At 67.3% G+C, this 20,561-nt stretch carries 20 protein-coding genes; 18 read left to right on the plus strand and 2 right to left on the minus strand.

Annotated elements, in window-relative coordinates:
* The 12 genes from DDE75_RS00530 (at position 1) to urtE (ending at position 10,693) form a co-directional block, all read left to right on the plus strand.
* Entirely contained in the window at positions 1–312 is a 312-nt protein-coding gene (locus DDE75_RS00530; RefSeq protein WP_108500445.1) for an urease subunit gamma, read from the plus strand.
* A complete protein-coding gene (locus tag DDE75_RS00535) occupies positions 313–876 on the plus strand; it encodes a HupE/UreJ family protein (protein ID WP_108500446.1) in 564 nt (187 codons plus the stop codon).
* Between the two features lie 3 nt (positions 877–879).
* On the plus strand, positions 880–1,188 hold the full coding sequence (locus tag DDE75_RS00540; RefSeq protein ID WP_108500447.1) for an urease subunit beta: 309 nt from the start codon (positions 880–882) through the stop codon (positions 1,186–1,188).
* A complete protein-coding gene (gene ureC / locus DDE75_RS00545; protein WP_108500448.1) occupies positions 1,185–2,870 on the plus strand; it encodes an urease subunit alpha in 1,686 nt (561 codons plus the stop codon). The genes DDE75_RS00540 and ureC overlap by 4 nt, the downstream gene beginning before the upstream one ends.
* Positions 2,871–2,879: 9 nt before the next feature.
* Positions 2,880–3,374, plus strand: a complete 495-nt coding sequence (locus tag DDE75_RS00550; RefSeq protein WP_108500449.1) for an urease accessory protein UreE — start codon at positions 2,880–2,882, stop codon at positions 3,372–3,374.
* The gene (locus DDE75_RS00555; RefSeq protein WP_245894569.1) at positions 3,361–4,002 is read left to right on the plus strand and encodes an urease accessory protein UreF; all 642 of its coding nucleotides are present in this window, start codon (positions 3,361–3,363) and stop codon (positions 4,000–4,002) included. The genes DDE75_RS00550 and DDE75_RS00555 overlap by 14 nt, the downstream gene beginning before the upstream one ends.
* On the plus strand, positions 3,999–4,622 hold the full coding sequence (gene ureG / locus DDE75_RS00560; RefSeq protein ID WP_108500451.1) for an urease accessory protein UreG: 624 nt from the start codon (positions 3,999–4,001) through the stop codon (positions 4,620–4,622). Before DDE75_RS00555 ends, ureG begins: the two co-directional genes overlap by 4 nt.
* 207 nt (positions 4,623–4,829) lie before the next feature.
* Positions 4,830–6,095, plus strand: coding sequence for an urea ABC transporter substrate-binding protein (gene urtA, locus DDE75_RS00565; RefSeq protein WP_245894570.1), 1,266 nt, complete (start codon positions 4,830–4,832; stop codon positions 6,093–6,095).
* 103 nt (positions 6,096–6,198) lie between these two features.
* Entirely contained in the window at positions 6,199–8,067 is a 1,869-nt protein-coding gene (gene urtB, locus DDE75_RS00570) for an urea ABC transporter permease subunit UrtB (protein ID WP_108500860.1), read from the plus strand.
* Positions 8,068–8,070: 3 nt separating this feature from the next.
* Positions 8,071–9,246, plus strand: a complete 1,176-nt coding sequence (gene urtC / locus DDE75_RS00575) for an urea ABC transporter permease subunit UrtC (protein WP_108500453.1) — start codon at positions 8,071–8,073, stop codon at positions 9,244–9,246.
* Positions 9,243–9,983 carry an urea ABC transporter ATP-binding protein UrtD gene (gene urtD, locus DDE75_RS00580; protein WP_108500454.1) on the plus strand — a complete coding sequence of 247 codons (741 nt, stop codon included), beginning with the start codon at positions 9,243–9,245 and terminating at the stop codon, positions 9,981–9,983. Before urtC ends, urtD begins: the two co-directional genes overlap by 4 nt.
* A 2-nt stretch (positions 9,984–9,985) precedes the next feature.
* Positions 9,986–10,693 (plus strand): urea ABC transporter ATP-binding subunit UrtE, encoded by a 708-nt coding sequence (gene urtE, locus DDE75_RS00585; RefSeq protein WP_108500861.1) that lies wholly within the window; start codon positions 9,986–9,988, stop codon positions 10,691–10,693.
* On the opposite strand, the gene DDE75_RS00590 is transcribed toward urtE, so the two are convergent.
* Together DDE75_RS00590 and DDE75_RS00595 are read right to left on the minus strand one after the other, a co-directional pair.
* On the minus strand, positions 10,690–11,139 hold the full coding sequence (locus tag DDE75_RS00590) for a DNA polymerase III subunit chi (RefSeq protein WP_108500455.1): 450 nt from the start codon (positions 11,137–11,139) through the stop codon (positions 10,690–10,692). The genes urtE and DDE75_RS00590 overlap by 4 nt on opposite strands.
* 60 nt (positions 11,140–11,199) lie before the next feature.
* The gene (locus DDE75_RS00595; RefSeq protein WP_108500456.1) at positions 11,200–12,669 is read right to left on the minus strand and encodes a leucyl aminopeptidase; all 1,470 of its coding nucleotides are present in this window, start codon (positions 12,667–12,669) and stop codon (positions 11,200–11,202) included.
* 114 nt (positions 12,670–12,783) lie between these two features.
* Here DDE75_RS00595 and lptF point away from each other — a divergent pair, with 114 nt between their 5' ends.
* From lptF to rsmA, 6 genes are read left to right on the plus strand one after another with little or no spacing between them, the layout of a single operon-like run.
* Complete coding sequence (lptF, locus tag DDE75_RS00600) at positions 12,784–13,905, plus strand: LPS export ABC transporter permease LptF (protein ID WP_108500457.1); 1,122 nt, start codon at positions 12,784–12,786, stop codon at positions 13,903–13,905.
* On the plus strand, positions 13,902–15,011 hold the full coding sequence (gene lptG / locus DDE75_RS00605) for an LPS export ABC transporter permease LptG (RefSeq protein WP_108500458.1): 1,110 nt from the start codon (positions 13,902–13,904) through the stop codon (positions 15,009–15,011). Before lptF ends, lptG begins: the two co-directional genes overlap by 4 nt.
* A complete protein-coding gene (locus tag DDE75_RS00610; RefSeq protein WP_245894571.1) occupies positions 15,008–17,392 on the plus strand; it encodes an LPS-assembly protein LptD in 2,385 nt (794 codons plus the stop codon). The genes lptG and DDE75_RS00610 overlap by 4 nt, the downstream gene beginning before the upstream one ends.
* Positions 17,393–17,426: 34 nt before the next feature.
* Positions 17,427–18,686, plus strand: a complete 1,260-nt coding sequence (locus DDE75_RS00615) for a peptidylprolyl isomerase (RefSeq protein WP_108500460.1) — start codon at positions 17,427–17,429, stop codon at positions 18,684–18,686.
* A gap of 4 nt (positions 18,687–18,690) precedes the next feature.
* Positions 18,691–19,656 carry a 4-hydroxythreonine-4-phosphate dehydrogenase PdxA gene (gene pdxA / locus DDE75_RS00620; RefSeq protein ID WP_108500461.1) on the plus strand — a complete coding sequence of 322 codons (966 nt, stop codon included), beginning with the start codon at positions 18,691–18,693 and terminating at the stop codon, positions 19,654–19,656.
* Complete coding sequence (gene rsmA, locus DDE75_RS00625) at positions 19,653–20,501, plus strand: 16S rRNA (adenine(1518)-N(6)/adenine(1519)-N(6))-dimethyltransferase RsmA (protein ID WP_108500462.1); 849 nt, start codon at positions 19,653–19,655, stop codon at positions 20,499–20,501. The genes pdxA and rsmA overlap by 4 nt, the downstream gene beginning before the upstream one ends.
* Positions 20,502–20,561: the final 60 nt, after the last annotated feature.

The following is a 20,561-nucleotide window of genomic DNA, read 5'->3' on the forward strand; positions in this document are numbered from 1 at the left end:
ATGAACCTTTCCCCCCGCGAACGCGAGAAACTGCTGATATCCGTCGCGGCCATGGTCGCGCGTGGCCGCCTTCAGCGCGGCGTCAAGCTAAACCACCCCGAGGCCATCGCCCTGATCACCGATTTCGTCGTCGAGGGCGCGCGCGACGGTCGCAGCGTCGCCGACCTGATGCAGGCTGGTGCCCATGTCATCACCGCCGATCAATGCATGCCGGGCATCCCGCAGATGATCGAATCCGTGCAGGTCGAGGCCACCTTTCCCGACGGCACCAAGCTGGTCACCGTCCACCACCCGATCCGCCAGGAGGCCTGAATGAGAAAACTGTCCGCAATCGCCGCCGCGACCCTGCTGCCCGCCACGGCCTTCGCCCATCCCGGTCACATCGACCATGGCAGCCCGCTGATCCAAGGGCTGTCCCATCCCGTCTCGGGGGCGGATCACCTGCTGGCGATGCTGGCGATCGGTCTGCTGGCCGCCCAGATGGGCGGACGGGCGATCTTGGCGCTGCCGGTCAGCTTTGTGGGCGCGATGATCGCGGGCGGGCTTCTGGCGGGGGGCAATCCCCTGGCCGGGGTCGAGCCGATGATCCTGGCCTCGGTGGTGATCCTGGGCGTGCTGGTCGCCATGGCGATGCGGCTGCCGATGGTGGCCCTAGTGCCGATGGTGGCAGTCTTCGGCGCGGCCCATGGCTGGGCCCATGGCGCGGAAGGTCCCGCTCAAGGCGCGGCGCTTTACGCGGCAGGTTTCGCCGCGGCGACCATGGGGCTGCATCTGCTGGGCATCGCGCTTGGGCGTGCAGCACGCAGTGCCCTGGCGCTGCGGATGCTGGGCGGGGCGACCTCGGTCGCGGGCCTGGCCCTTGTCATGGCGGGCTGAGCCATGATCCCCGGAGAGATCCTGCCCGCCCCCGGCGACATCACCCTGAACGAGGGCCGCCCGACCATCGACCTGATGGTGGCCAATACCGGCGACCGGCCCATCCAGGTCGGCAGCCACTACCACTTCGCCGAAACCAACCCCGGTCTGGACTTCGACCGGAAAGCCGCCCGCGGGATGCGTCTGGCGATTCCGGCAGGCACCGCCGTGCGCTTCGAACCGGGCCAATCGCGGCAGGTCACGCTGGTGGGTTACGCCGGTGACCGCATCGTGCAGGGCTTTCGCAAGGACATCATGGGGGCGCTGACATGACCACGCTTTCGCGCGCCGATTACGCGGCGCTCTACGGCCCCACCACAGGCGACCGCATCCGCCTTGCCGACACGGAACTGCTGATCCAGGTCGAACGCGACCTGACCACCCCCGGCGAAGAGGTCAAGTTCGGCGGCGGCAAGGTTGTCCGCGACGGCATGGGGCAGTCTCAGGTCACGCGGGCCGACGGCGCGATGGACACGGTCATCACCGGCGTCGTCGTCTTCGACCATCAGGGCATCATCAAGGGCGATGTCGGCCTGCGCGACGGGCGCATCGCGGGCATCGGCAAGGCGGGCAACCCCGACACCCAGCCCGGGGTGACGCTGATCATCGGTCCGGGGACCGAGATCATCGCAGGCGAGGGCCGCATCCTGACGCCCGGCGGCTTCGACTGCCACATCCACTACATCTGCCCGCAACAGGTCGAACACGCGCTGCATTCGGGCGTCACCACCCTGCTGGGCGGCGGCACGGGGCCCGCGCATGGCACGCTGGCCACCACCTGCACGCCGGGACCGTGGCACATCGCCCGCATGCTGGAGGCCTGCGCCGAACTGCCCGTCAATATCGGCATCGCGGGCAAGGGCAACGCCAGCCAGCCCGCGCCCCTGGAGGAACAGGTCCGCGCCGGTGCCTGCGCCCTGAAGCTGCACGAGGACTGGGGCACCACCCCCGCCGCCATCGACACCTGCCTGACCGTGGCCGACCAGATGGACGTGCAGGTGATGATCCACACCGACACGCTGAACGAATCCGGTTTCGTCGAGGATACGATGGCGGCGATCAATGGCCGCACCATCCACGCCTATCATACCGAAGGCGCGGGCGGTGGGCATGCGCCCGACATCATCCGCATGGTCGGCATGGGCAACGTCCTGCCCTCATCCACGAACCCGACGCGGCCCTATACCGGCAACACGATCGAGGAACACCTCGACATGCTGATGGTCTGCCACCATCTGGACCGCCGCGTTCCCGAAGACGTGGCCTTCGCCGAATCCCGCATCCGCCGCGAGACCATCGCCGCCGAGGATATCCTGCACGATCTGGGCGCGTTCAGCGTCATCTCATCCGACAGCCAAGCCATGGGCCGGATCGGAGAGGTGATCATCCGCACCTGGCAGACCGCCGACAAGATGCGCCGCCAGCGCGGCCGGCTGGAGGGCGAGACGGGCGACAACGACAATCTGCGCGCCCGCCGCTATATCGCGAAATACACCATCAACCCCGCCATCGCCCATGGCGTCAGCGCCCATATCGGGTCAATCACACCGGGCAAGCGCGCCGATCTGGTCCTGTGGTCGCCCGCCTTCTTCGGCGTCAAGCCGGAAATGGTGCTGGTCGGCGGTCAGATCAGCGTGGCGCAGATGGGTGATCCGAACGGGTCCATCCCCGTGCAGCCGGTCTTCAGCCGTCCCATGTGGGGGCATACGGGTCGCGCCTCGGCGATGTTCGTCAGCCGGGCGGGGCTGGATGCGGGGGCCGCGGGCAATCTGTCCAAGACCTTGATTCCCGTGGAACATACCCGCGACATCGGCAAATCCGACATGGTGCTGAACGACGCCATGCCCGACATCGAGGTCGACCCCGAAACCTACGAGGTTCGCGCCGACGGGCAGCTGCTGACCTGCGAACCCGCCAGCGAACTGCCGATGGCGCAGCGCTATTTCCTGTTCTGAGGACAAGACATGACGATCCATTCCCATTCCATAATCCGCGCGGCCCACGGCCCCTTCGACGGAGAGGTCAGCCTGGATTACGACGCCCGCCTGCTGCGCCGCAAACGCCTGGCCTTCGATGGCGGCGACTTCCTGCTGGACCTGCCCGAGGTCACCAGCGTCAACGACGGCGATGCCTTCGCTCTGTCCGATGGCCGCCGCATCGCGGTCGTCGCCGCCCCCGAACCGGTGATCGAGGTGCGCGGCCCCCTGCCGCGGCTGGCATGGCATATCGGCAACCGCCACACGCCCTGCCAGATCATGGACAACCATCTGGTCATCCGCCAGGACCACGTCCTGCAGGCCATGCTGGAACAGCTGGGTGCGGATCTGACCCTGACGACCGCCCCCTTCACCCCCGAGGGCGGCGCCTATGGCCATGGCCGCACCTTCGGTCATGACCACGGTCCGGACACCCACAGCAACGATCATGGGCACGACCACCACCATCATGACCACGCCTGAAACAGCCCGGCTGCAACTGGTGCAATTCCTGTCGCCCGCCTTTCCGGTGGGCGGCTTTGCCTGGTCGCAGGGGCTGGAGCAGGCGATGGATCAGGGCGCCGTCACCCGCGCGGCCCTGCCACAATGGCTGTCGGACTGGCTGGACCACGGCGCGGGTTGGACCGATGCCGTGCTGGTGGCGCTGGCACTGTCCCCCGACGCCGACCACGCGGCGCTGGACGACCTGGCCCGCGCAGCCTGCCTGACCTGTGAACGGCTGTCGGAAACCGTTGAACAAGGCACCGCCTTTAACGCCAATGTCACCGCGCTGACGGGGAACGACCAAGCGCCCGCCGCCCTGCCCGTCGCCTTTGGCCGCGCCTGCGCCGGAATGCCCCTACCCGCGCCCGAGATCATCGCGGCCTTCCTGCTGGCTCAGGTGCAAGCGCAGATCAGCGCCGCCGTGCGCTTCATGCCGCTTGGACCGGTGCAGGGTCAGGCGATGCTGGCCGCTCTGCACCCCGCCATCCTGACCCGCGCAACCGCAGCTGCCACCGCCACCCCCGACGATCTGGCCAGCGCCACCTGGGGGGCGGATATCGCCCAGATGCGTCACGAAACCATGACCACAAGGATCTTTCGATCATGAGCCTGAACGGACCCCTTCGCGTCGGCATCGGCGGCCCTGTCGGTGCGGGCAAGACCACCCTGACCGAACAGCTGGCCCGCGCGCTGGCCCCGCGCCTGTCGATGGCCGTCGTCACCAACGACATCTACACGCGCGAGGATGCCGAGGCGCTGATGCGCGCGCAGGTCCTGCCCGTCGAACGCATCCGCGGGGTGGAAACCGGCGGCTGTCCCCATACCGCCATCCGCGAGGATGCCAGCATCAACCTGGCCGCCATCGCCGATCTGAACGCGGCCTTTCCCGATCTGGACCTAGTGCTGATCGAATCGGGTGGTGACAATCTGGCCGCGACCTTCAGCCCCGAACTGGCCGATCTGACCATCTATGTCATCGACACGGCCGCCGGTCAGGACATTCCGCGCAAGCGGGGACCGGGGCTGGCGCGATCCGATCTGCTGGTGGTGAACAAGACCGATCTTGCCCCCCATGTCGGCGTCGATGCCACCCTGCTGGAAAGCGATGCGCGGGCGGCACGGGGCACGCGGCCCGTTGTGATGGCTCAGCTGCGGCATGGCGGCGGCGTCCAGCAGATCGTCGATTTCCTGATCGAACAGGGCGGGCTGACCCCCAAGCCACTCTGATCTGCCCAAGGCGCAGGCAGCTGCCCAGCAGCTTGCCTGCCCGCGCGTCACATTGCGCAGCTGCCCCAAAAACACTGCCCCTTTCCTGTCCAACTGCACGGTTTTCACGTCCTTTTGAAACCGCGAGGGCAAACCCCCTCAAAAGTTCGACAGGGAGACCGGCCGCAGAGCCGGCAGGAAAGGGTGACAATGACCGGATTTACCAGAATGTTGTTGCTGACCAGCGCCTTGACGGCAGCAGGCGGCGCTTGGGCCCAAGAGGGCGAACCCATCAAGATCGGCGTGCTGCATTCGCTCTCTGGCACGATGGCGATTTCCGAAACCACGCTGAAGGACACCGTCCTGATGCTGGTCGAACAGCAGAACGCCAAGGGCGGCGTCCTTGGCCGCCCGCTGGAGGCGGTGGTCGTCGACCCCGCATCCGACTGGCCTCTGTTCGCCGAAAAGGCGCGCGAGCTGCTGACCGTCAGCGACGTGGACGCGATCTTCGGCTGCTGGACATCGGTCAGCCGCAAATCCGTCCTGCCGGTGATCGAGGAGCTGAACGGCCTGCTGTTCTATCCCGTGCAATACGAGGGCGAGGAATCCTCGAAGAACGTCATCTATACCGGCGCCGCCCCGAACCAGCAGGCGATCCCCGCCGTCGATTACATGACCGAGGAACTGGGCGTCGAGAAATGGGCGCTGCTGGGCACGGATTACGTCTATCCCCGCACGACGAACAATATTCTGGACGCCTATCTGAAGTCGAACGGCGTCGCGGATGAGGATATCTTCGTCAACTACACCCCCTTCGGCCACAGCGACTGGTCCAAGATCGTGGCCGACGTGGTCGCGCTTGGCGCGGATGGCAAGAAGGTCGGTGTCGTATCCACGATCAACGGCGATGCGAATGTCGGCTTCTACAAGGAACTGGCGGCGGCTGGCGTTTCCGCCGACGACATCCCCGTCATGGCCTTTTCCGTGGGCGAGGAAGAGCTGTCGGGTCTGGATACCACCAACCTTGTCGGCCACATGGCGGCCTGGAACTATTTCCAGACGGCGGAAAGCGAACAGAACGATGAATTCATCACCGCCTGGCATGAATTCACCGGCGACGACAAGCGCGTGACCAACGACCCGATGGAGGCCACGATGATCGGCTTCAACGCATGGGTCGCCGCCGTCGAGGCCGCAGGCACCACCGATGTGGACCCGGTCCTTGATGCCATCGTCGGGGTCGAGGTCCCGAACCTGACCGGCGGCACCGCGCAGGTCCTGCCCAACCACCACATCACCAAGCCCGTCCTGATCGGAGAAATCCGCGAAGACGGCCAGTTCGACATCGTCAGCCAGACCGACCCCGTGCCGGGTGATGCCTGGACCGACTATCTGCCTGAATCCGCCGTGCTGGACGCCGATTGGGCGGACAAGGATTGCGGCATGATCAACACCGATACCGGTGCCTGCGTGCAGCAGCAGTCGAACTATTGACCTGATATCGGGCGGCTCCGCGCCGCCCGATCCCTGATTTCGGAAGGATACCCCCACAGTGCCTCGGTTCCGCCTGATTGCAGCCCTTGTCGTGGCGCTGCTGATGCCCCTTGCCGTCATGGCGCAATCGCTCGATGCGGTGGTAGCTGACAGCATCGACCAGATCGAAAAGCCCTCGCGCCGGACGGTGGGACCGCTGGTCGACCGGATCGCGGCCACCGGCCCGCAGGGGCTGGCACTGTTGCAGGCATGGGCGGACCGCAAGCTGGTGTTGACCGACGCGGGCGATCTGCTGATCGTCGATGGCGATGACGCGGTCGATGCCTTGACCGGTGATCGCATGGCCGCCCCCGACGACCGCCCCCTGCGTCCCAATTCCGGTGTGCGGGGCGTGATCGAAAGCGCGCTGGTGGCCAGCCAGCTGACCGACCCCGACCCCGCCCGCCGCGCCATGGCGCTGGACACGCTGGCACGGTCGGGCAATGCCGATCAGCTGCCCCCCCTGCGCGCCGCGCTGGACGACCCCGACCCGGTGCTGGCGGCCCGCAAGGCGCGGCTGGAAAAGCTGATGACGATCCAGCACGGCACCGACCCCGCCGCCCGCATCGCCGCGATCGAGGCGATGGCCGGCGATGTCGCGCTGGATTTCCGTGCCGTGCTGAACCCGCTGCTGGCCACGCGGCTGGTGGCCGATACCGACGCGCCGCAGGGCAATGTCGCGCGCGAATTGCGTGTCGGCGACGACCTGCCCCGCGCCGATGCGCTGGCGGCTCTGGTGGACAAAGGCGCGCTGCAGCCCTTCATGACCTCGGACGAACAACGCGCGGCGCTGGCCGCCAACATCGTCGATGGCCGCGTCGCAGGCACCCCCGTCGCCGATCTGGGCGACCCCGACATCCGCGATGCCACCTATGACGCGCTGGAGGCCTCGGGCGCCGTCCCCCCCGCCGCCACCGAATCCGAGGCGCGCGAGGCGCTGGAGGCCCACCGCTTCTTCCAGCTTTACGCCGAACCCGACAGCGATGTGACCGACGCCGCCCGCGCCGCGCAGGTCAGTGCCGAGGTCCGCCTTGGCGCGATGAAGGGCGTCGACCTGGGGCTGGACGCGCTGTCGCTGGCCTCGATCTATTTCCTGGCGGCGATCGGGCTGGCCGTCACCTTCGGCGTCATGCGGGTCATCAACATGGCGCATGGCGAATTCATCATGCTGGGCGCCTATACCGCCTATACCGTGCAGACGCTGATCGCGGACCGCACGCTGTCGCTGGTGGTGGCGCTGCCCTTGGCCTTTGCAGTGACCTTCGCAGCGGGGGTGATCCTTTACCGCTTGGTCATCCGCCATCTGGCCCATCGTCCGCTCGAGACCCTGCTGGCGACCTTCGGCGTCTCGATCGCGTTGCAGCAGCTGGCCAAGAACATCTTCGGGACGCAGGCCCGTCCGCTGACCGCGCCCGCCTGGCTGGAGGGGTCGATTACCATCAACGACGTCATCTCGATCAGCTCGATCCGCGTGGCGATCTTCGTGCTGGCGTTGCTGTTCCTGGGGCTGTTCCTGTTCATCATGAAGCGCACCCGCCTCGGCCTCGAGGTCCGCGCCGTCACCCAGAACCCCGGCATGGCGGCATCCATGGGCATCAACCCCGACCGCATCGCCATGATGACCTTCGGCCTTGGGTCGGGCATCGCGGGCATTGCAGGCGTGGCCATCGGGCTGTTCGCGCAGGTCACATCAGAACTGGGCCAAGGCTATATCGTGCAAAGCTTCATGACGGTGGTCGTCGGCGGTGTCGGCAACATCTGGGGCACGCTGGCCGGTGCCGCGCTGATCGGCGGGCTGTCCAAGATCATCGAATCGCTGAACCCGGCCAACACGCTGGCGGCGCAGACCTTCATGATCCTCTTCATCATCATCTTCATCCAGTTCCGGCCCCGTGGGATCATCCCGCAAAAGGGCCGCGCGGCAGAGGCCTGATCCATGACGCGAACCCCCTTCATCCTGCGCAACCGTTCGGTCTTGCCGGTGCTGGCCGTGCTGACGGCCTTCACGATCGCCGTCACCCTGCTCAGCCACGCCTATGGCAGCGGCGTCATCCCGACATCGATGGTCAAGGTGCTGGGCAAGACCCTCTGCCTGGCGCTGGCCGCCGTCGCCATGGATCTGGTCTGGGGCTATCTGGGCATCCTGTCCCTGGGCCAGATGGCGTTCTTCGCCTTTGGCGGCTACATGATCGGGCAGTGGCTGATGTATGCCCGGACCGAGGATATCGTTGCCGCATCCCTGGCACAGAACCCCATCCCCCCGACGCCGTTAGAGCTGCAGCAGGCCACCGCAAACCAAATTTTCGGCGTCGTCGGATCGGCTGATCTGCCGACCACATGGGCGTTTGCGCATTCGCTGCCGCTGCAACTGATGCTGGTCGTCGCCGCGCCCGGATTGCTGGCGCTGGTCTTCGGCTGGCTGGCCTTCCGCAGCCGCGTGAACGGCGTCTATCTGTCGATCCTGACGCAGGCGATGACGCTGGCGCTGGCTCTGTGGCTGTTCCAGAACGACAGCGGCTTTCGCGGCAACAACGGTCTGTCGGGGCTGCAGAACCTGCCGGGGCTGGAGGGCGTCGGTCAAGCCAAGGTCTCGGTCTGGTTCCTTTGGGCGTCGGCTGCGGCCCTGGGGCTGTGCTATGTGCTGGCCGCCTGGATCGTCAGCGGCAAGTTCGGCAGCGTGATCCGCGCCATCCGCGACGACGAGACCCGTGTGCGTTTCCTTGGCTATCCGGTCGAGGGGTTCAAGCTGCTGGTCTTCACCCTTGCGGCCATGATCACCGCCATCGCGGGCGCGCTCTATTACCCGCAAGCGGGCATCATCAACCCCGCCGAACTGATGCCCATCGCCTCGATCTATCTGGCGGTCTGGGTGGCCATCGGCGGGCGGGGGCGGCTGTATGGCGCGATCATCGGCGCGGTGGTCGTGTCGCTGCTGTCCAGCTGGTTCACCGGCGGACGTGCGCCCGACATCGCCCTGCCCGGCTATGTCATCAAATGGGTGGACTGGTGGCAGGTAGCATTGGGCCTGTCCTTCGTGCTGGTCACCCTCTTCGCCCCCAAGGGCATCGCCGGCATCTTCGACCTGATGCCCGCACGAAAGGACAAGGCATGAGCGCGCTTCTGGAAGTCAGCGGAGTCTCCGTCAGCTTCGACGGGTTCCGCGCCATCAACGACCTGTCCTTCAACATCGGCGAGTGCGAATTGCGCGCGGTGATCGGCCCGAACGGTGCGGGCAAGACCACCTTCATGGATATCGTCACCGGCAAGACCCGCCCCGACAAGGGACAGGTCCTGTGGGGCGAAACCTCGAAATCCCTGCTGAAAATGACCGAATCGCAGATCGCCCGCGCCGGTGTGGGCCGCAAGTTCCAGCGCCCCACCGTCTTCGAGGATCAGACGGTCGAGGACAATCTGATCATGGCGCTGAAGGCCAACCGCAACCCCTTTGCGGTGCTGGCATGGCGCCCCGCCCCCGTCACCGGCGCCCGCGTCACCGAACTGGCCGCCGAGGTCGGCCTCTCCGACCACATCCACCGTCAGGCGGGCCAGTTGAGCCATGGCCAGAAGCAATGGCTCGAGATCGGCATGCTGCTGGCGCAGGAACCGCGCCTGCTGCTGGTCGACGAACCCGCCGCGGGCATGACGCTGGCCGAACGCGAGTTGACCACCGCGCTGCTGGTGCGGCTGGCGCAGACGCGCGCGGTGGTGGTCGTCGAACATGACATGGATTTCGTGCGCCGCCTGAACTGCAAGGTGACCGTCCTGCATCAGGGATCTGTCCTGGCCGAGGGTTCGCTGGACCATGTGACCCGCAATCCCGACGTGATCGAAGTCTATCTGGGGCGATGAAGATGCTGAACGCGACCAACCTGACCCTGCATTACGGCGGCAGCCAGATCCTGCACGGAATCGACATTGCGGCCCGCCCCGGCGCCGTCACCTGTGTCATGGGCAACAACGGCGTGGGCAAAACCAGCCTGATGAACCTGCTGGCCGGACGGCACCCGCGTTCGGGCGGAGAGATCACCATGGACGGCAAGCCCCTGGGCCGCGTCACCGCCCAGCAGATGGCGCAGCTTGGCGTCGGCTACGTCCCGCAGGGCCGCGCCATCTTTCCGATGCTAACCGTTCGCGAGAACATGGAGACCGGTTTTGCCTGCCTGCCCCGCGCCGAACGCCGCATCCCCGACGAGATCTTCGACAGCTTCCCGGTTCTGGCCGAGATGGCGCATCGGCGCGGCGGCGACCTGTCGGGGGGTCAGCAGCAACAGCTGGCCATCGCCCGCGCCCTGATCACCAAACCCCGCGTCCTGCTGCTGGACGAACCGACCGAGGGCATCCAGCCCAACATCATCGCCCAGATCGGCCGCGTCATCGCCGCCCTGCGCGACCGGGGTGACATGGCCATCGTGCTGGTCGAACAGTTCTTCGACTTCGCTTGGGATCTGGGCGACGATTTCCTGGTGATGGAGCGTGGCCGCGCCGTGATGCAGGGCCCCAAGGCCGATCTGCGGCGCGAGGATCTGCATGCGCGGCTGGCAGGCCACGCCGCAGCCTAGCGCTTGCGTTCCCAACGGCCCGATTCCTCAGACCAATATTGCGCCTCGATCCCCGCGCCGGTCAGTTCGCGCCATTGATCGCGGGCGCGGGCGGTCGCGCTGTCGTCGCCACCGTCGAAGATGATGCAGGCGCGGTCAAGGCGGGCCATTTCGTCGGGCGTGACAGCCACACCGTCCAACGCCATCAGGCAGGCCGGATCATTGGCCGCCTGTTGCCCCGCCACCGTCAGCAGTACCGGCTGACGCGCGTCATGCGGACCGCCCGCCATGCCGTGGGGCAGAAAGCCCTCGCCCTGCCACAGGTGCTGGTCCAGACGTTCCAGCCGCTGCGCCTCAGCGGCGCGCAATTCGCAACGCCATCCGGCAGCCATCGCCTTGCCCAGAAGGACAGGCACCAGCTGTTCGGCGGGCGAGCGTGTCAGGTGATAGAACAGCGCGTTCCCCATCGGATCACGCAGCCCCCCGCGTCCGGCAGGTGCCGGACGCGATGATGATCGGAAGCAGGATCACTTGGCTTCGAACTGGTCGCGAACCAGACGATCCAGCGTCATCACGCCCCAACCCGTCGCGCCCTTCGGCGCCAGATCGGTGGCCGAGGGCGGCAGCGCAACGCCCGCGATATCCAGATGCGCCCAAGGCTGACCCGGCTTGATGAAGCGCTGCAGGAACTGCGCCGCGGTGATGGACCCCGCCGCGCGGCCGCCGGTGTTCTTCATGTCGGCCAGACGCGACTTGATCAGATCGTCATAGGGCTTGCCCAAGGGCAGACGCCATGCGCCCTCGCCCTCGGATTTGGCGGCAGTCAGGATCTGGTCGGCGAAGGTGTCGTCGTTGCAGAAGACGCCCGCATTGTCATGGCCCAGGGCGATGATGACCGCACCCGTCAGGGTGGCCAGATCGACGATGGCCTTGGGCTCGAAGCGTTCCTGCGCGTACCAAAGCACATCGGCCAGAACCAGGCGACCCTCGGCGTCGGTGTTGATCACCTCGATCGTGTCGCCCTTCATGGATTTCACGATGTCACCGGGGCGCTGCGCCTTGCCGTCGGGCATGTTCTCGACCAAGCCGACCAGACCCACGACATTGGCCTTGGCCCGACGCAGCGCCAGCGTGCGCATGACGCCCGCCACGACGCCCGCGCCGCCCATGTCCATGGTCATGTCCTCCATGCCCGCAGCGGGCTTGATGGAAATGCCGCCGGTGTCGAAGACGACGCCCTTGCCGATCAGCGCCAAGGGGGCCTCATCCTCGCCGCCGTTCCAGCGCATGACCACGACCTTGGATGGCGATTCGCTGCCTTGGCCGACAGCCAGCAGGGCGCGCATGCCCAGGGCCTCCAGCTCGTCCTCTTCCAGAACCTCGACCTCCAGGCCGATCTCCTCCATCGCGTGCAGGCGGTCGGCGAAATCCGTGGTGGTCAGCACGTTGGCGGGTTCGTTGACCAGGTCACGGGTGAAGAAGACGCCCTCGGCCAGGGCTGCAGCGTCGGATGCGACGCGGGCCAGTTCCTCGGGCTTCTTGACCAGGAAGGTGACCTGCGGGCGGGCCTCATCCGCATCCTCGCGGTCGGTGTGATAGACCCCGAAGTCATAGCTGCGCAGCGCCAGCCCCAGCGCCACGTCGTTGGACAGCTTGTGCGCCCCGGCCATCACCAGCATGTGACCCCGGCCCAGCTTGGCGCCGATGGCGGCGCCAGCGCGGCGTGCCTCGGACTGGGTGGCGGAATGCGGCAGCAGGATCAGCAGCAGGCTCTCGGCCTCCATCCCGGCGGGAAAGGCCAGTTCCAGCGCCTGTCCGGGCTTCAGCGCCTGCCCCGCCTTCGAGGCCAGCGCGCGGGTCGCGGCCTCGCGTGCGGGGCGGGGCAGCTTGCCGGGCAGCCGGTCGGTCGCCGTCAGGATCAGCGCGATGCGGCCCTGCAGTTCGGCGATCTTTTCGGGGACATTGTCGGTGAAGTTGATCTCAACAGGCTGGGTCATCGAAAAAGGATCCTCGTGTCGTGTTGAACTCGAACCTAGACCCCCGCCCGCCTCTTTTCCAGAGCCGCCCTTGCCGCTAAGCAGGAATGAACGTCACGCAGGAAAAGGCCGTCCATGCCCCGGATCGACAAATACGTCCTTGGTCTGATGCTGACATTGTTCGGCTTCTTCGCGCTGGTGCTGGTGTCCGTCTATTGGATCAACCGCGCGGTCAGCCTGTTCGACGACCTGCTGAACGACGGCCAGACGGCGCTGGTGGTGCTGGAATTCACGGCGCTGACGCTGCCCCTGGTGATTTCCGTGGTGCTGCCGGTCGCGGCCTTCGCCGCCACCGCTTACGGGACCAACCGCCTGTCGGGCGAATCCGAGCTGGTGGCCATGCAGGCGGCGGGCCTGTCGCCCTGGCGGCTGGCGCGGCCGGTCCTGGTCTTCGGCCTGACGGTGGGGCTGATGGTCGCGGTGCTGGTCCACGGGCTGGTGCCCATGGCCCGCGCCCGACTGGCCGACCGGTCGTCCGAGATCGCCGAGAACGTGACCGCCCAGTTCCTGCGCCCCGGTTCCTTCCAGTATCCGGCAGACAACGTGACGCTGTTCATCCGCGACATCGCATCCGACGGACGACTTCTGGACCTGTTCATCGAGGACGACCGCGATCCCGACCGGCAGGTCACCTATACCGCACAAGAGGCGCTGGTCGTGCGGACCGATACCGGTCCCGTGCTGGTGCTGCTGGAAGGCATGGCCCAGACCATGACGCTGCGCGCGACGGGACCTGACCTGTCCGTGACGCGTTTTCAGGAATTCAGCTATGACATCGGCGGCATGTTCGCAGGCAGCAGCAGCAAGGGGCGCGACCTTCGCGACTATGGCACGCTGCGCCTGCTGAACCCCGACGCGGAACTGCTGCAGGCCACCGGCGAGACCGCCGCCGCCGCAAGACGCGAGGCGCATGAGCGGATCGCCCAGCCCCTGCTGTCGCCGATTGCCGCGATGCTGGGCTTTGCCACGCTGCTGATCGGCGGCTTTTCCCGGTTCGGCGTCTGGCGACAGGTGGGATGGGCAATCCTGGGTCTGATCCTGGTCCAGTTCCTGTCGAATGCCGCCGCCAACCAGGTAGGGCGCAACCTTGCGCTCTGGCCGCTGCTGTATCTGCCCGCGCTGGTGGGGGCGCTTCTGTGCATGGCCCTGTTGTGGCTGGCGGCGCGGCCCCGTGGACCCAAGGGGGTTTCGGCATGATCCTGGCCTGCTATGTCGCGCGGCGCTTCCTGCGCAGTTTCCTGATGGTGGCGGGGGTCTTTCTGCTGATCCTGTTCCTTGTCGACATGATCGAGATGATCCGCCGCTTTTCCGACCGCGACATCGGCCTGTCCGGAGCCGCACGTCTGTCTGCGCTGAACATCGCCGACAGCTTCTATTCCATCCTGCCTTTGGTGACGGTCCTGGCGGCCATCGCCATGTTCCTGAACCTGGCCCGCAGTTCGGAAATGGTGGCGATCCGCGCATCGGGGCGGTCGGGCATCAAGCTGCTGCGGGCACCGGTCACAACGGCCATCCTGCTGGGCTGCCTGATGGTCGGACTGATCAACCCGCTGGTCGCCGCCACCGGCCAATATTACGACGAGGCCGTGGCCCAGATCGACCGGCAGGGTCAGCAGACCGTCAGCGTCGGAGACAGCGCCGTCTGGTTGCGCCAGGGCATGCAGACCGACGGCCAGGAAAGCGGCCAGATCGTCATCCGCGCCCGCCGCACCAGCCCCGATGCAGTCACGCTCTATGATGCCAGCTTCCTAGTCTTCGGCCCCGACGCGGGTCCCATCCGCCGCATCGAGGCGCGCGAGGCCCGCCTGACCCCCGGCGCATGGGAGCTGACGGATGTCAGCGATTTCGCCTTGGATCAACCGAACCCGCAGGCCTCCGTCACCCGCAGCGACAGCATGCGGCTGGCCAGCGACCTGACCGCACAGCGCATCCGCGACGGCTTTGGCCGCCCCGAATCCGTGCCCGTCTGGCAGTTGCCGGCCTTCATCGCCGGGCTGGAGCGTGCGGGCTTTTCCGCCGCCCGCCACAGCACCTGGTTCCAGATGGAGCTGGCCCGCCCCTTCCTGATGGCCGCCATGGTGATCATCGCCGCCGCCTTCACCATGCAGCATGTGCGTGGCCGAAATACCGGGGTCGCCGTCCTGATGGCCTTCGCCGCGGGGATTGCCCTGTTCTTCCTGCGCAATCTGGCGCAAATTCTGGGGGACAACGGGCAGATCACCCCGGCCATGGCCGCATGGACCCCGCCCTTGGTCGGCGCGTTGTTCGCCCTGGCCCTGATACTGAAACGAGAGGACGGATGAGCTTGCGCATTCACGCTTCGGGACTGGGCCCTGCCCTTGCGATGGCGATGCTGGGTGCGACCGCCCTGATGGCCCCTGCCGCCGCGCAATCGATGTTCGACGAGGGCACGGGCATGCCCGCGATGCCCGACATGCCGGGAACGGCGCTGACGGCGACGCGCGGGGTCTCGGCGCTGGCGCCCGCCTCCCAGCAGCTGGGCAGCAATCCGGTGGGCGACCGGACGCCGACCTCGAACGCGCCCGCGACGGCGGAACCCGATGCGGCCGTGACGCTGGACGGCAACCGCACGGATGGCGGTCAGGGGGCGGCGACGGTCCTAGCCGACAACGTGCTGGTCAAGGGCGACCGGACGCTGATTGCCGCCGGGGGCGTCGTGGTCTGGCACCAAGGCAACCGGCTGATCGCATCGCGCATCATCGTGGACGGCGCATCCGGCGATCTGACCATCGAGGGACCGATCCACCTGTCCCGCCCCGGTGCCGACCCGGACGAAAATCCGATCCTGATCGCCGACAGCGCCCAGCTGGACCGCGAATTGCAGGACGGCATCGTCAACGGCGCCCGGCTGGTGCTGAACCGCGAACTGCAGATGGCCTCGAACCGGCTGGAGCGGCGCGACGATGGCCGCATCACCGAGCTGACCGATGTCGTCGCCTCATCCTGCCAGGTCTGCGCATCGAACCCGACGCCGCTGTGGGAAATCCGCGCCCGCAAGATCACCCATGACGCCGAGGCGCAGCGCATCACCTTCGACCACCCGCAGCTGCGCGCCTTCGGCATCCCCATCGCCGCCGCACCCTTCACGGTCTCGGCGCCCGATCCGACCGTGGACCGGCAATCGGGCTTTCTGCGACCGATGATCCGAACGACCTCGGGGTTGGGGTTCGGGGTCAAGCTGCCCTATTTTCAGACGCTTGGCGACAGTGCCGACGTGACGCTGACGCCCTATCTGTCGGTCAACCGCACCACCACGCTGGAGCTGCGCTATCGTCAGGCCTTCGCCAACGGCGGGCTGGAATGGAACGGTGCGATCAGCCGCGACGACATCCGCCCGGGCGACACGCGAGGCTATTTCTTCGGCGCGGCACGTTTCGACATTCCGCGCGGATATCGCCTTGGGGTACAGATCCAGACGGCCTCCGACCGGGCCTATCTGCTGGATTACGACGTCACCGACGCCGACCGCCTCTGGAGCGGGGTTTCGCTGGAACGCGTGCGCCGCGACAAGCTGGTCTGGGGACGGGTCGGCAATTACGACAGCCTTCGCGACGACGAAGATGACGCCACATCCCCCGCGCAGGTCGCGGACGTCATCTGGCGCCGCCGCCTGTCGCCCGCCTATCTTGGCGGCGAGGCCGTGCTGGAATGGTCTGCCCATGCCCACCGCCGCCCCTCGGACGACGATATCATCGGACGCGACGTCGCGCGCGGGTCGGTGGGTGTCGACTGGCGGCGCAGCACCATCCTGCCCGGCGGGGTGGTGGCGGCCGCACTGGCGGGGGTCGACGCCGACATCTATCGCATCGGCCAGGACAGCCGCTTCGACCGGCTGGTCACCCGCGTCGATCCGCAGGTCGGCGTCGAATTGCGCTGGCCGCTGTCCACCACGCGCGGCAATGCCACCCATATCGTCGAGCCGGTGGTGCAGGTGCTCTATTCCCCGCGCGACGACGATCGCGACATCCCCAACGAGGACAGCCGCCTGATCGAGTTCGACGAGGGCAACCTGTTTTCCGACAACCGATTCCCCGGCTATGACGTGCGCGAAACCGGGTTGCGGGCCAATATCGGTGCCACATGGACGCGGATCGATCCGACCGGCTGGTCGCTTGGCGTGACAGGCGGCCGGGTGGTGCGTGCCGATGATGCGCGCGAATTCGGTCCCGATTCGCCGCTTGGCGGGTCCCGGTCGGATTGGCTGCTGGCGGCGCATTACGACAGCGGCACCGGGCTGGCCGTGGCCAACCGCGCGCTTTTCGACGACAGCTTCCGCATCTCGCGCAACGAATTGCGCATGGGGTGGCTGCGCAGCGACCTGCAGGTGTCCGCCGGATACCTCTGGATCGACAGCAGCGAGGATGAGGGTCGCGACGACGACGCCAGCGAACTGGCCGCCAACATCGGCTGGCAGATCAAGGACGGCTGGTGGGGGACGGCGGAAACCCGCTACGACTTCGTAGCCGACCGCGCGCAGGAGGCCAGCCTGGAGATCGCCTATCGCAACGAATGCATCACCGTGGAAACCGGCCTGTCGCGGCGTTTCACCAGTTCCGATACGGTCAGGGCGGAAACCAGCTTCGACCTCTCGGTGCGATTGGGCGGCTTCGGACAGCAACAAGACGGACCCGGCACGGTGGCGCGGCGCAGCTGCATGCGCTAATCTGCCGGCCAAGAACCAAGATTGAGGGCAGCAGATGCGGCATTTCCTATCCGGTATCGCCTTGGCGGCGGTGGTGGCCACCGGCGCGATCACGCCCGTCATGGCACAGAACCTGTTCCAGCCGGTCGTCTACGTCAACGACAGCGCCGTCACCCGCTATGAGGTCGACCAGCGCCAGCGCTTCATGCAGGTGATCGGCGCACCCGACACCTCGGCCGCCGAGGCCGAGAAGGCGCTGATCGACGACCGCCTGCGCGTGCAGGCCGCAAAGCAGATCGGCGTGACCATCACGCCCGAGAACCTGCAGCGCGGGATGGAGGAATTCGCCGGGCGTGCCGGTCTGGATTCGGCCAGCTTCATCGCGCGCCTGGAAAGCGCGGGGATCGAGGCCGGCGTCTTTCGCGACTTCGTCGAGGCGGGCACCGTCTGGCGCGATGTCGTGCGGGCGCGGCTGGTCAGCCAGATCGAGGTCTCGGACGCGGAAATCGACCAGCAACTGAAGCGGGTGATCGAAACGCCGATCATCGACCGCGTGACCCTGGCGGAACTGATCATCCCCGCGCCTCCGGGTCGCGAACAGCAGGCGCTGCAACTGGCGCAGCGGATCGTCGCATCGCGTCCCACGCCCGAACAATTCGCCCAGGCCGCGCGGCAGTATTCGGCCGCACCCTCGGCGCAGGCCGGGGGGCAGCTGGGCACCCTGCCGCTGGACAATCTGCCGCCCTCGCTGCGGCCGATCCTGACGGCGCTGCAGCCCGGTCAGGTCACCCAGCCCCTTCCCGTCGATGGCGCGGTGGTGCTGTTCCTGCTGCGCGATGCGCAAGGATCGCTGCGTCCGGGCGCGCGTGAACAGGTGCTGGACTATCTGACGCTGCGCATGGCCTCGGTCGCAGAGGCGCAGGCCCTGGCCGCCCGCACCCGCAGCTGCGACGAGCTTTATTCCGATGCCGGTCCGCAGGCCGCCGTCCAGCGCCAGACGCAATCGCAGGGTGCCATCCCGACGCTGATCGCATCGCGGCTGGCCTCGCTTGACGCGGATGAAGCGGGGGTCGTCCCGATGGGCGCGGGCGCCGAGCTGGTGATGCTGTGTTCGCGCCAGCCCGCCCTTGCCGCCCAAGCCGAGGTTCCCACCACCGCCCTGCCCGAGGACGGCGTCGAGAACGCCATCCCCCGGACCGGCGGCATCCCCGACCGCGAGGCCGTCAAGGACCAGCTGTTCAACGACAAGATCAACACCGCCGCCGAGGGCCTTCTGGCCGATCTGCGCGCCGATGCGGTCATCCGGCGGCCCTGATCCGATGGCGCAACGCATCCTGCTGACCTGCGGTGAGCCCGCGGGCATCGGCCCCGAACTGGCTCCGCTGGCCTTGGCCTGCGGGGTCGATCTGGTCTGGATGGGCGATCCGCGCCACCTGCCCGATGGAACGCTGTGGACTACGGTGGATCATCCGGGCGAGGCGGTTCCAGCGGGCCATCTGCCGGTCCTGCGCCATGATTTCGCGGCCCCCGCCACGCCGGGACGCCCCGATCCGGCCAATGCCCAAGGGGTGATCGACGTCATCGCCCGCGCCGTCGATCTGGCGATGCAGGGTCAGGTCGCAGGCATCACCACCGCGCCCATCAGCAAGCAGGCACTGAAGGAAGGCGCGGGCTTCCCCTTCCCCGGACATACCGAATATCTGGCGCATCTGGGCGGCGATGTGCCGGTGGTGATGATGCTGGCCTCGACCACGGTGACGCCGCCCTGCCGCGTAGTGCCCGCGACGATCCACATTCCGCTGGCCGACGTGCCCGCGGCCCTGACCCGCGACGTGCTGGAACAGGCAATCCGCATCACCCATGCCGCGATGATCCGCGATTTCGGCATTCCGGCCCCGCGCATCGCAGTGGCGGGGCTGAACCCCCATGCGGGCGAAGGCGGCACGATGGGCACGCAGGAACGCGACATGATCATCCCGCTACTGGAGGATCTGAGCGACCAGGGGCTGAACCTGACCGGCCCCATGCCCGCCGACACCATGTTCCACGCTCCCGCGCGGGCGGGTTACGATGCGGCGGTCTGCGCCTATCACGACCAGGGGCTGATCCCCATCAAGACGCTGGATTTCGCAGGGGGCGTCAATGTGACGCTTGGCCTGCCCTTCATCCGGACCTCGCCCGATCACGGGACCGCCTTCGACATCGCGGGCAAGGGTCTGGCCGATCCCTCATCCACCATCGCCGCGCTGAGAATGGCGCGCGACATGGCAAAGGCCCGCAAATGATCGACAACCTGCCGCCGCTGCGCGACGTCATCACCATGCACGACCTGCGGGCCAAGAAGCAGCTGGGCCAGAACTTCCTGCTGGATCTGAACCTGACCTCGAAGATCGCGCGGCAGGCGGGCGATCTGAAGGATTGCGACGTGCTGGAGATCGGCCCCGGCCCCGGCGGCCTGACGCGCGGCCTGCTTGCCCAAGGGGCGCGCCACGTGCTGGCGATCGAGAAGGACCCCCGCGCCCTGCCCGCGCTGGAACAGATCGCCGAGGCCTATCCGGGCCGCCTGACCGTCATCAACGGCGACGCGCTGGAGATCGACCCGCTGGCGCATCTGACCCCGCCGATCCGCATCGCAGCCAACCTGCCCTATAATGTCGGGACCGAACTGCTGATCCGCTGGCTGACACCGCGCGCATGGCCGCCCTTCTGGCAGTCCCTGACGCTGATGTTCCAGAAGGAAGTGGCCGAGCGGATCACCGCCAAGCCCGGCTCCAAGGCCTATGGTCGTCTGGCCTTACTGGCCCAATGGCGTGCGGACGCGCAGATCGTCATGCATCTGCCCCCCGAGGCTTTCGTTCCCGCCCCCAAGGTCCATTCCGCCGTCGTCCATCTGACCGCCCTGCCCGAACCGCGCTTTCCCGCCGATCCGGCCGTGCTGTCGCAGATCACCGGCGCGGCCTTCAACCAGCGCCGCAAGATGCTTCGGGCCAGCCTGAAGGGTCTGCACCCCGGCATCGAATCGCTGCTGCTGACCTGCGACATCCCCCCGACCGCCCGCGCCGAGGAGATCGACCTGGAACGCTTCTGCGCCCTGGCCCGCGCCCTGTCCGAGGCCCGCGCCACGGGCTGAGACCACGCACGACCGCATGAAGAAGGGGCCGTCAGCGATGCTGCGGCCCCTTCGTTGTTC

The organism is Paracoccus indicus, assembly GCF_003056335.1.
Lineage (GTDB): Bacteria > Pseudomonadota > Alphaproteobacteria > Rhodobacterales > Rhodobacteraceae > Paracoccus > Paracoccus indicus.

What these genes read in the sequence shown, in the direction of transcription:
- urtB (WP_108500860.1), top strand. Translation starts at nt 6,199, where the DNA reads ATGCCCCTTGCCGTCATGGCGCAATCGCTCGATGCGGTGGTAGCTGAC.
- lptF (WP_108500457.1), top strand. Translation starts at nt 12,784, where the DNA reads ATGCCCCGGATCGACAAATACGTCCTTGGTCTGATGCTGACATTGTTC.
- urtC (WP_108500453.1), top strand. Translation starts at nt 8,071, where the DNA reads ATGACGCGAACCCCCTTCATCCTGCGCAACCGTTCGGTCTTGCCGGTG.
- urtD (WP_108500454.1), top strand. Translation starts at nt 9,243, where the DNA reads ATGAGCGCGCTTCTGGAAGTCAGCGGAGTCTCCGTCAGCTTCGACGGG.
- DDE75_RS00550 (WP_108500449.1), top strand. Translation starts at nt 2,880, where the DNA reads ATGACGATCCATTCCCATTCCATAATCCGCGCGGCCCACGGCCCCTTC.
- urtA (WP_245894570.1), top strand. Translation starts at nt 4,830, where the DNA reads ATGTTGTTGCTGACCAGCGCCTTGACGGCAGCAGGCGGCGCTTGGGCC.
- ureG (WP_108500451.1), top strand. Translation starts at nt 3,999, where the DNA reads ATGAGCCTGAACGGACCCCTTCGCGTCGGCATCGGCGGCCCTGTCGGT.
- DDE75_RS00610 (WP_245894571.1), top strand. Translation starts at nt 15,008, where the DNA reads ATGAGCTTGCGCATTCACGCTTCGGGACTGGGCCCTGCCCTTGCGATG.
- rsmA (WP_108500462.1), top strand. Translation starts at nt 19,653, where the DNA reads ATGATCGACAACCTGCCGCCGCTGCGCGACGTCATCACCATGCACGAC.
- DDE75_RS00540 (WP_108500447.1), top strand. Translation starts at nt 880, where the DNA reads ATGATCCCCGGAGAGATCCTGCCCGCCCCCGGCGACATCACCCTGAAC.
- DDE75_RS00555 (WP_245894569.1), top strand. Translation starts at nt 3,361, where the DNA reads ATGACCACGCCTGAAACAGCCCGGCTGCAACTGGTGCAATTCCTGTCG.
- lptG (WP_108500458.1), top strand. Translation starts at nt 13,902, where the DNA reads ATGATCCTGGCCTGCTATGTCGCGCGGCGCTTCCTGCGCAGTTTCCTG.
- pdxA (WP_108500461.1), top strand. Translation starts at nt 18,691, where the DNA reads ATGGCGCAACGCATCCTGCTGACCTGCGGTGAGCCCGCGGGCATCGGC.
- ureC (WP_108500448.1), top strand. Translation starts at nt 1,185, where the DNA reads ATGACCACGCTTTCGCGCGCCGATTACGCGGCGCTCTACGGCCCCACC.
- DDE75_RS00590 (WP_108500455.1), bottom strand. Translation starts at nt 11,139, where the DNA reads ATGGGGAACGCGCTGTTCTATCACCTGACACGCTCGCCCGCCGAACAG.
- urtE (WP_108500861.1), top strand. Translation starts at nt 9,986, where the DNA reads ATGCTGAACGCGACCAACCTGACCCTGCATTACGGCGGCAGCCAGATC.
- DDE75_RS00535 (WP_108500446.1), top strand. Translation starts at nt 313, where the DNA reads ATGAGAAAACTGTCCGCAATCGCCGCCGCGACCCTGCTGCCCGCCACG.
- DDE75_RS00530 (WP_108500445.1), top strand. Translation starts at nt 1, where the DNA reads ATGAACCTTTCCCCCCGCGAACGCGAGAAACTGCTGATATCCGTCGCG.
- DDE75_RS00615 (WP_108500460.1), top strand. Translation starts at nt 17,427, where the DNA reads ATGCGGCATTTCCTATCCGGTATCGCCTTGGCGGCGGTGGTGGCCACC.
- DDE75_RS00595 (WP_108500456.1), bottom strand. Translation starts at nt 12,669, where the DNA reads ATGACCCAGCCTGTTGAGATCAACTTCACCGACAATGTCCCCGAAAAG.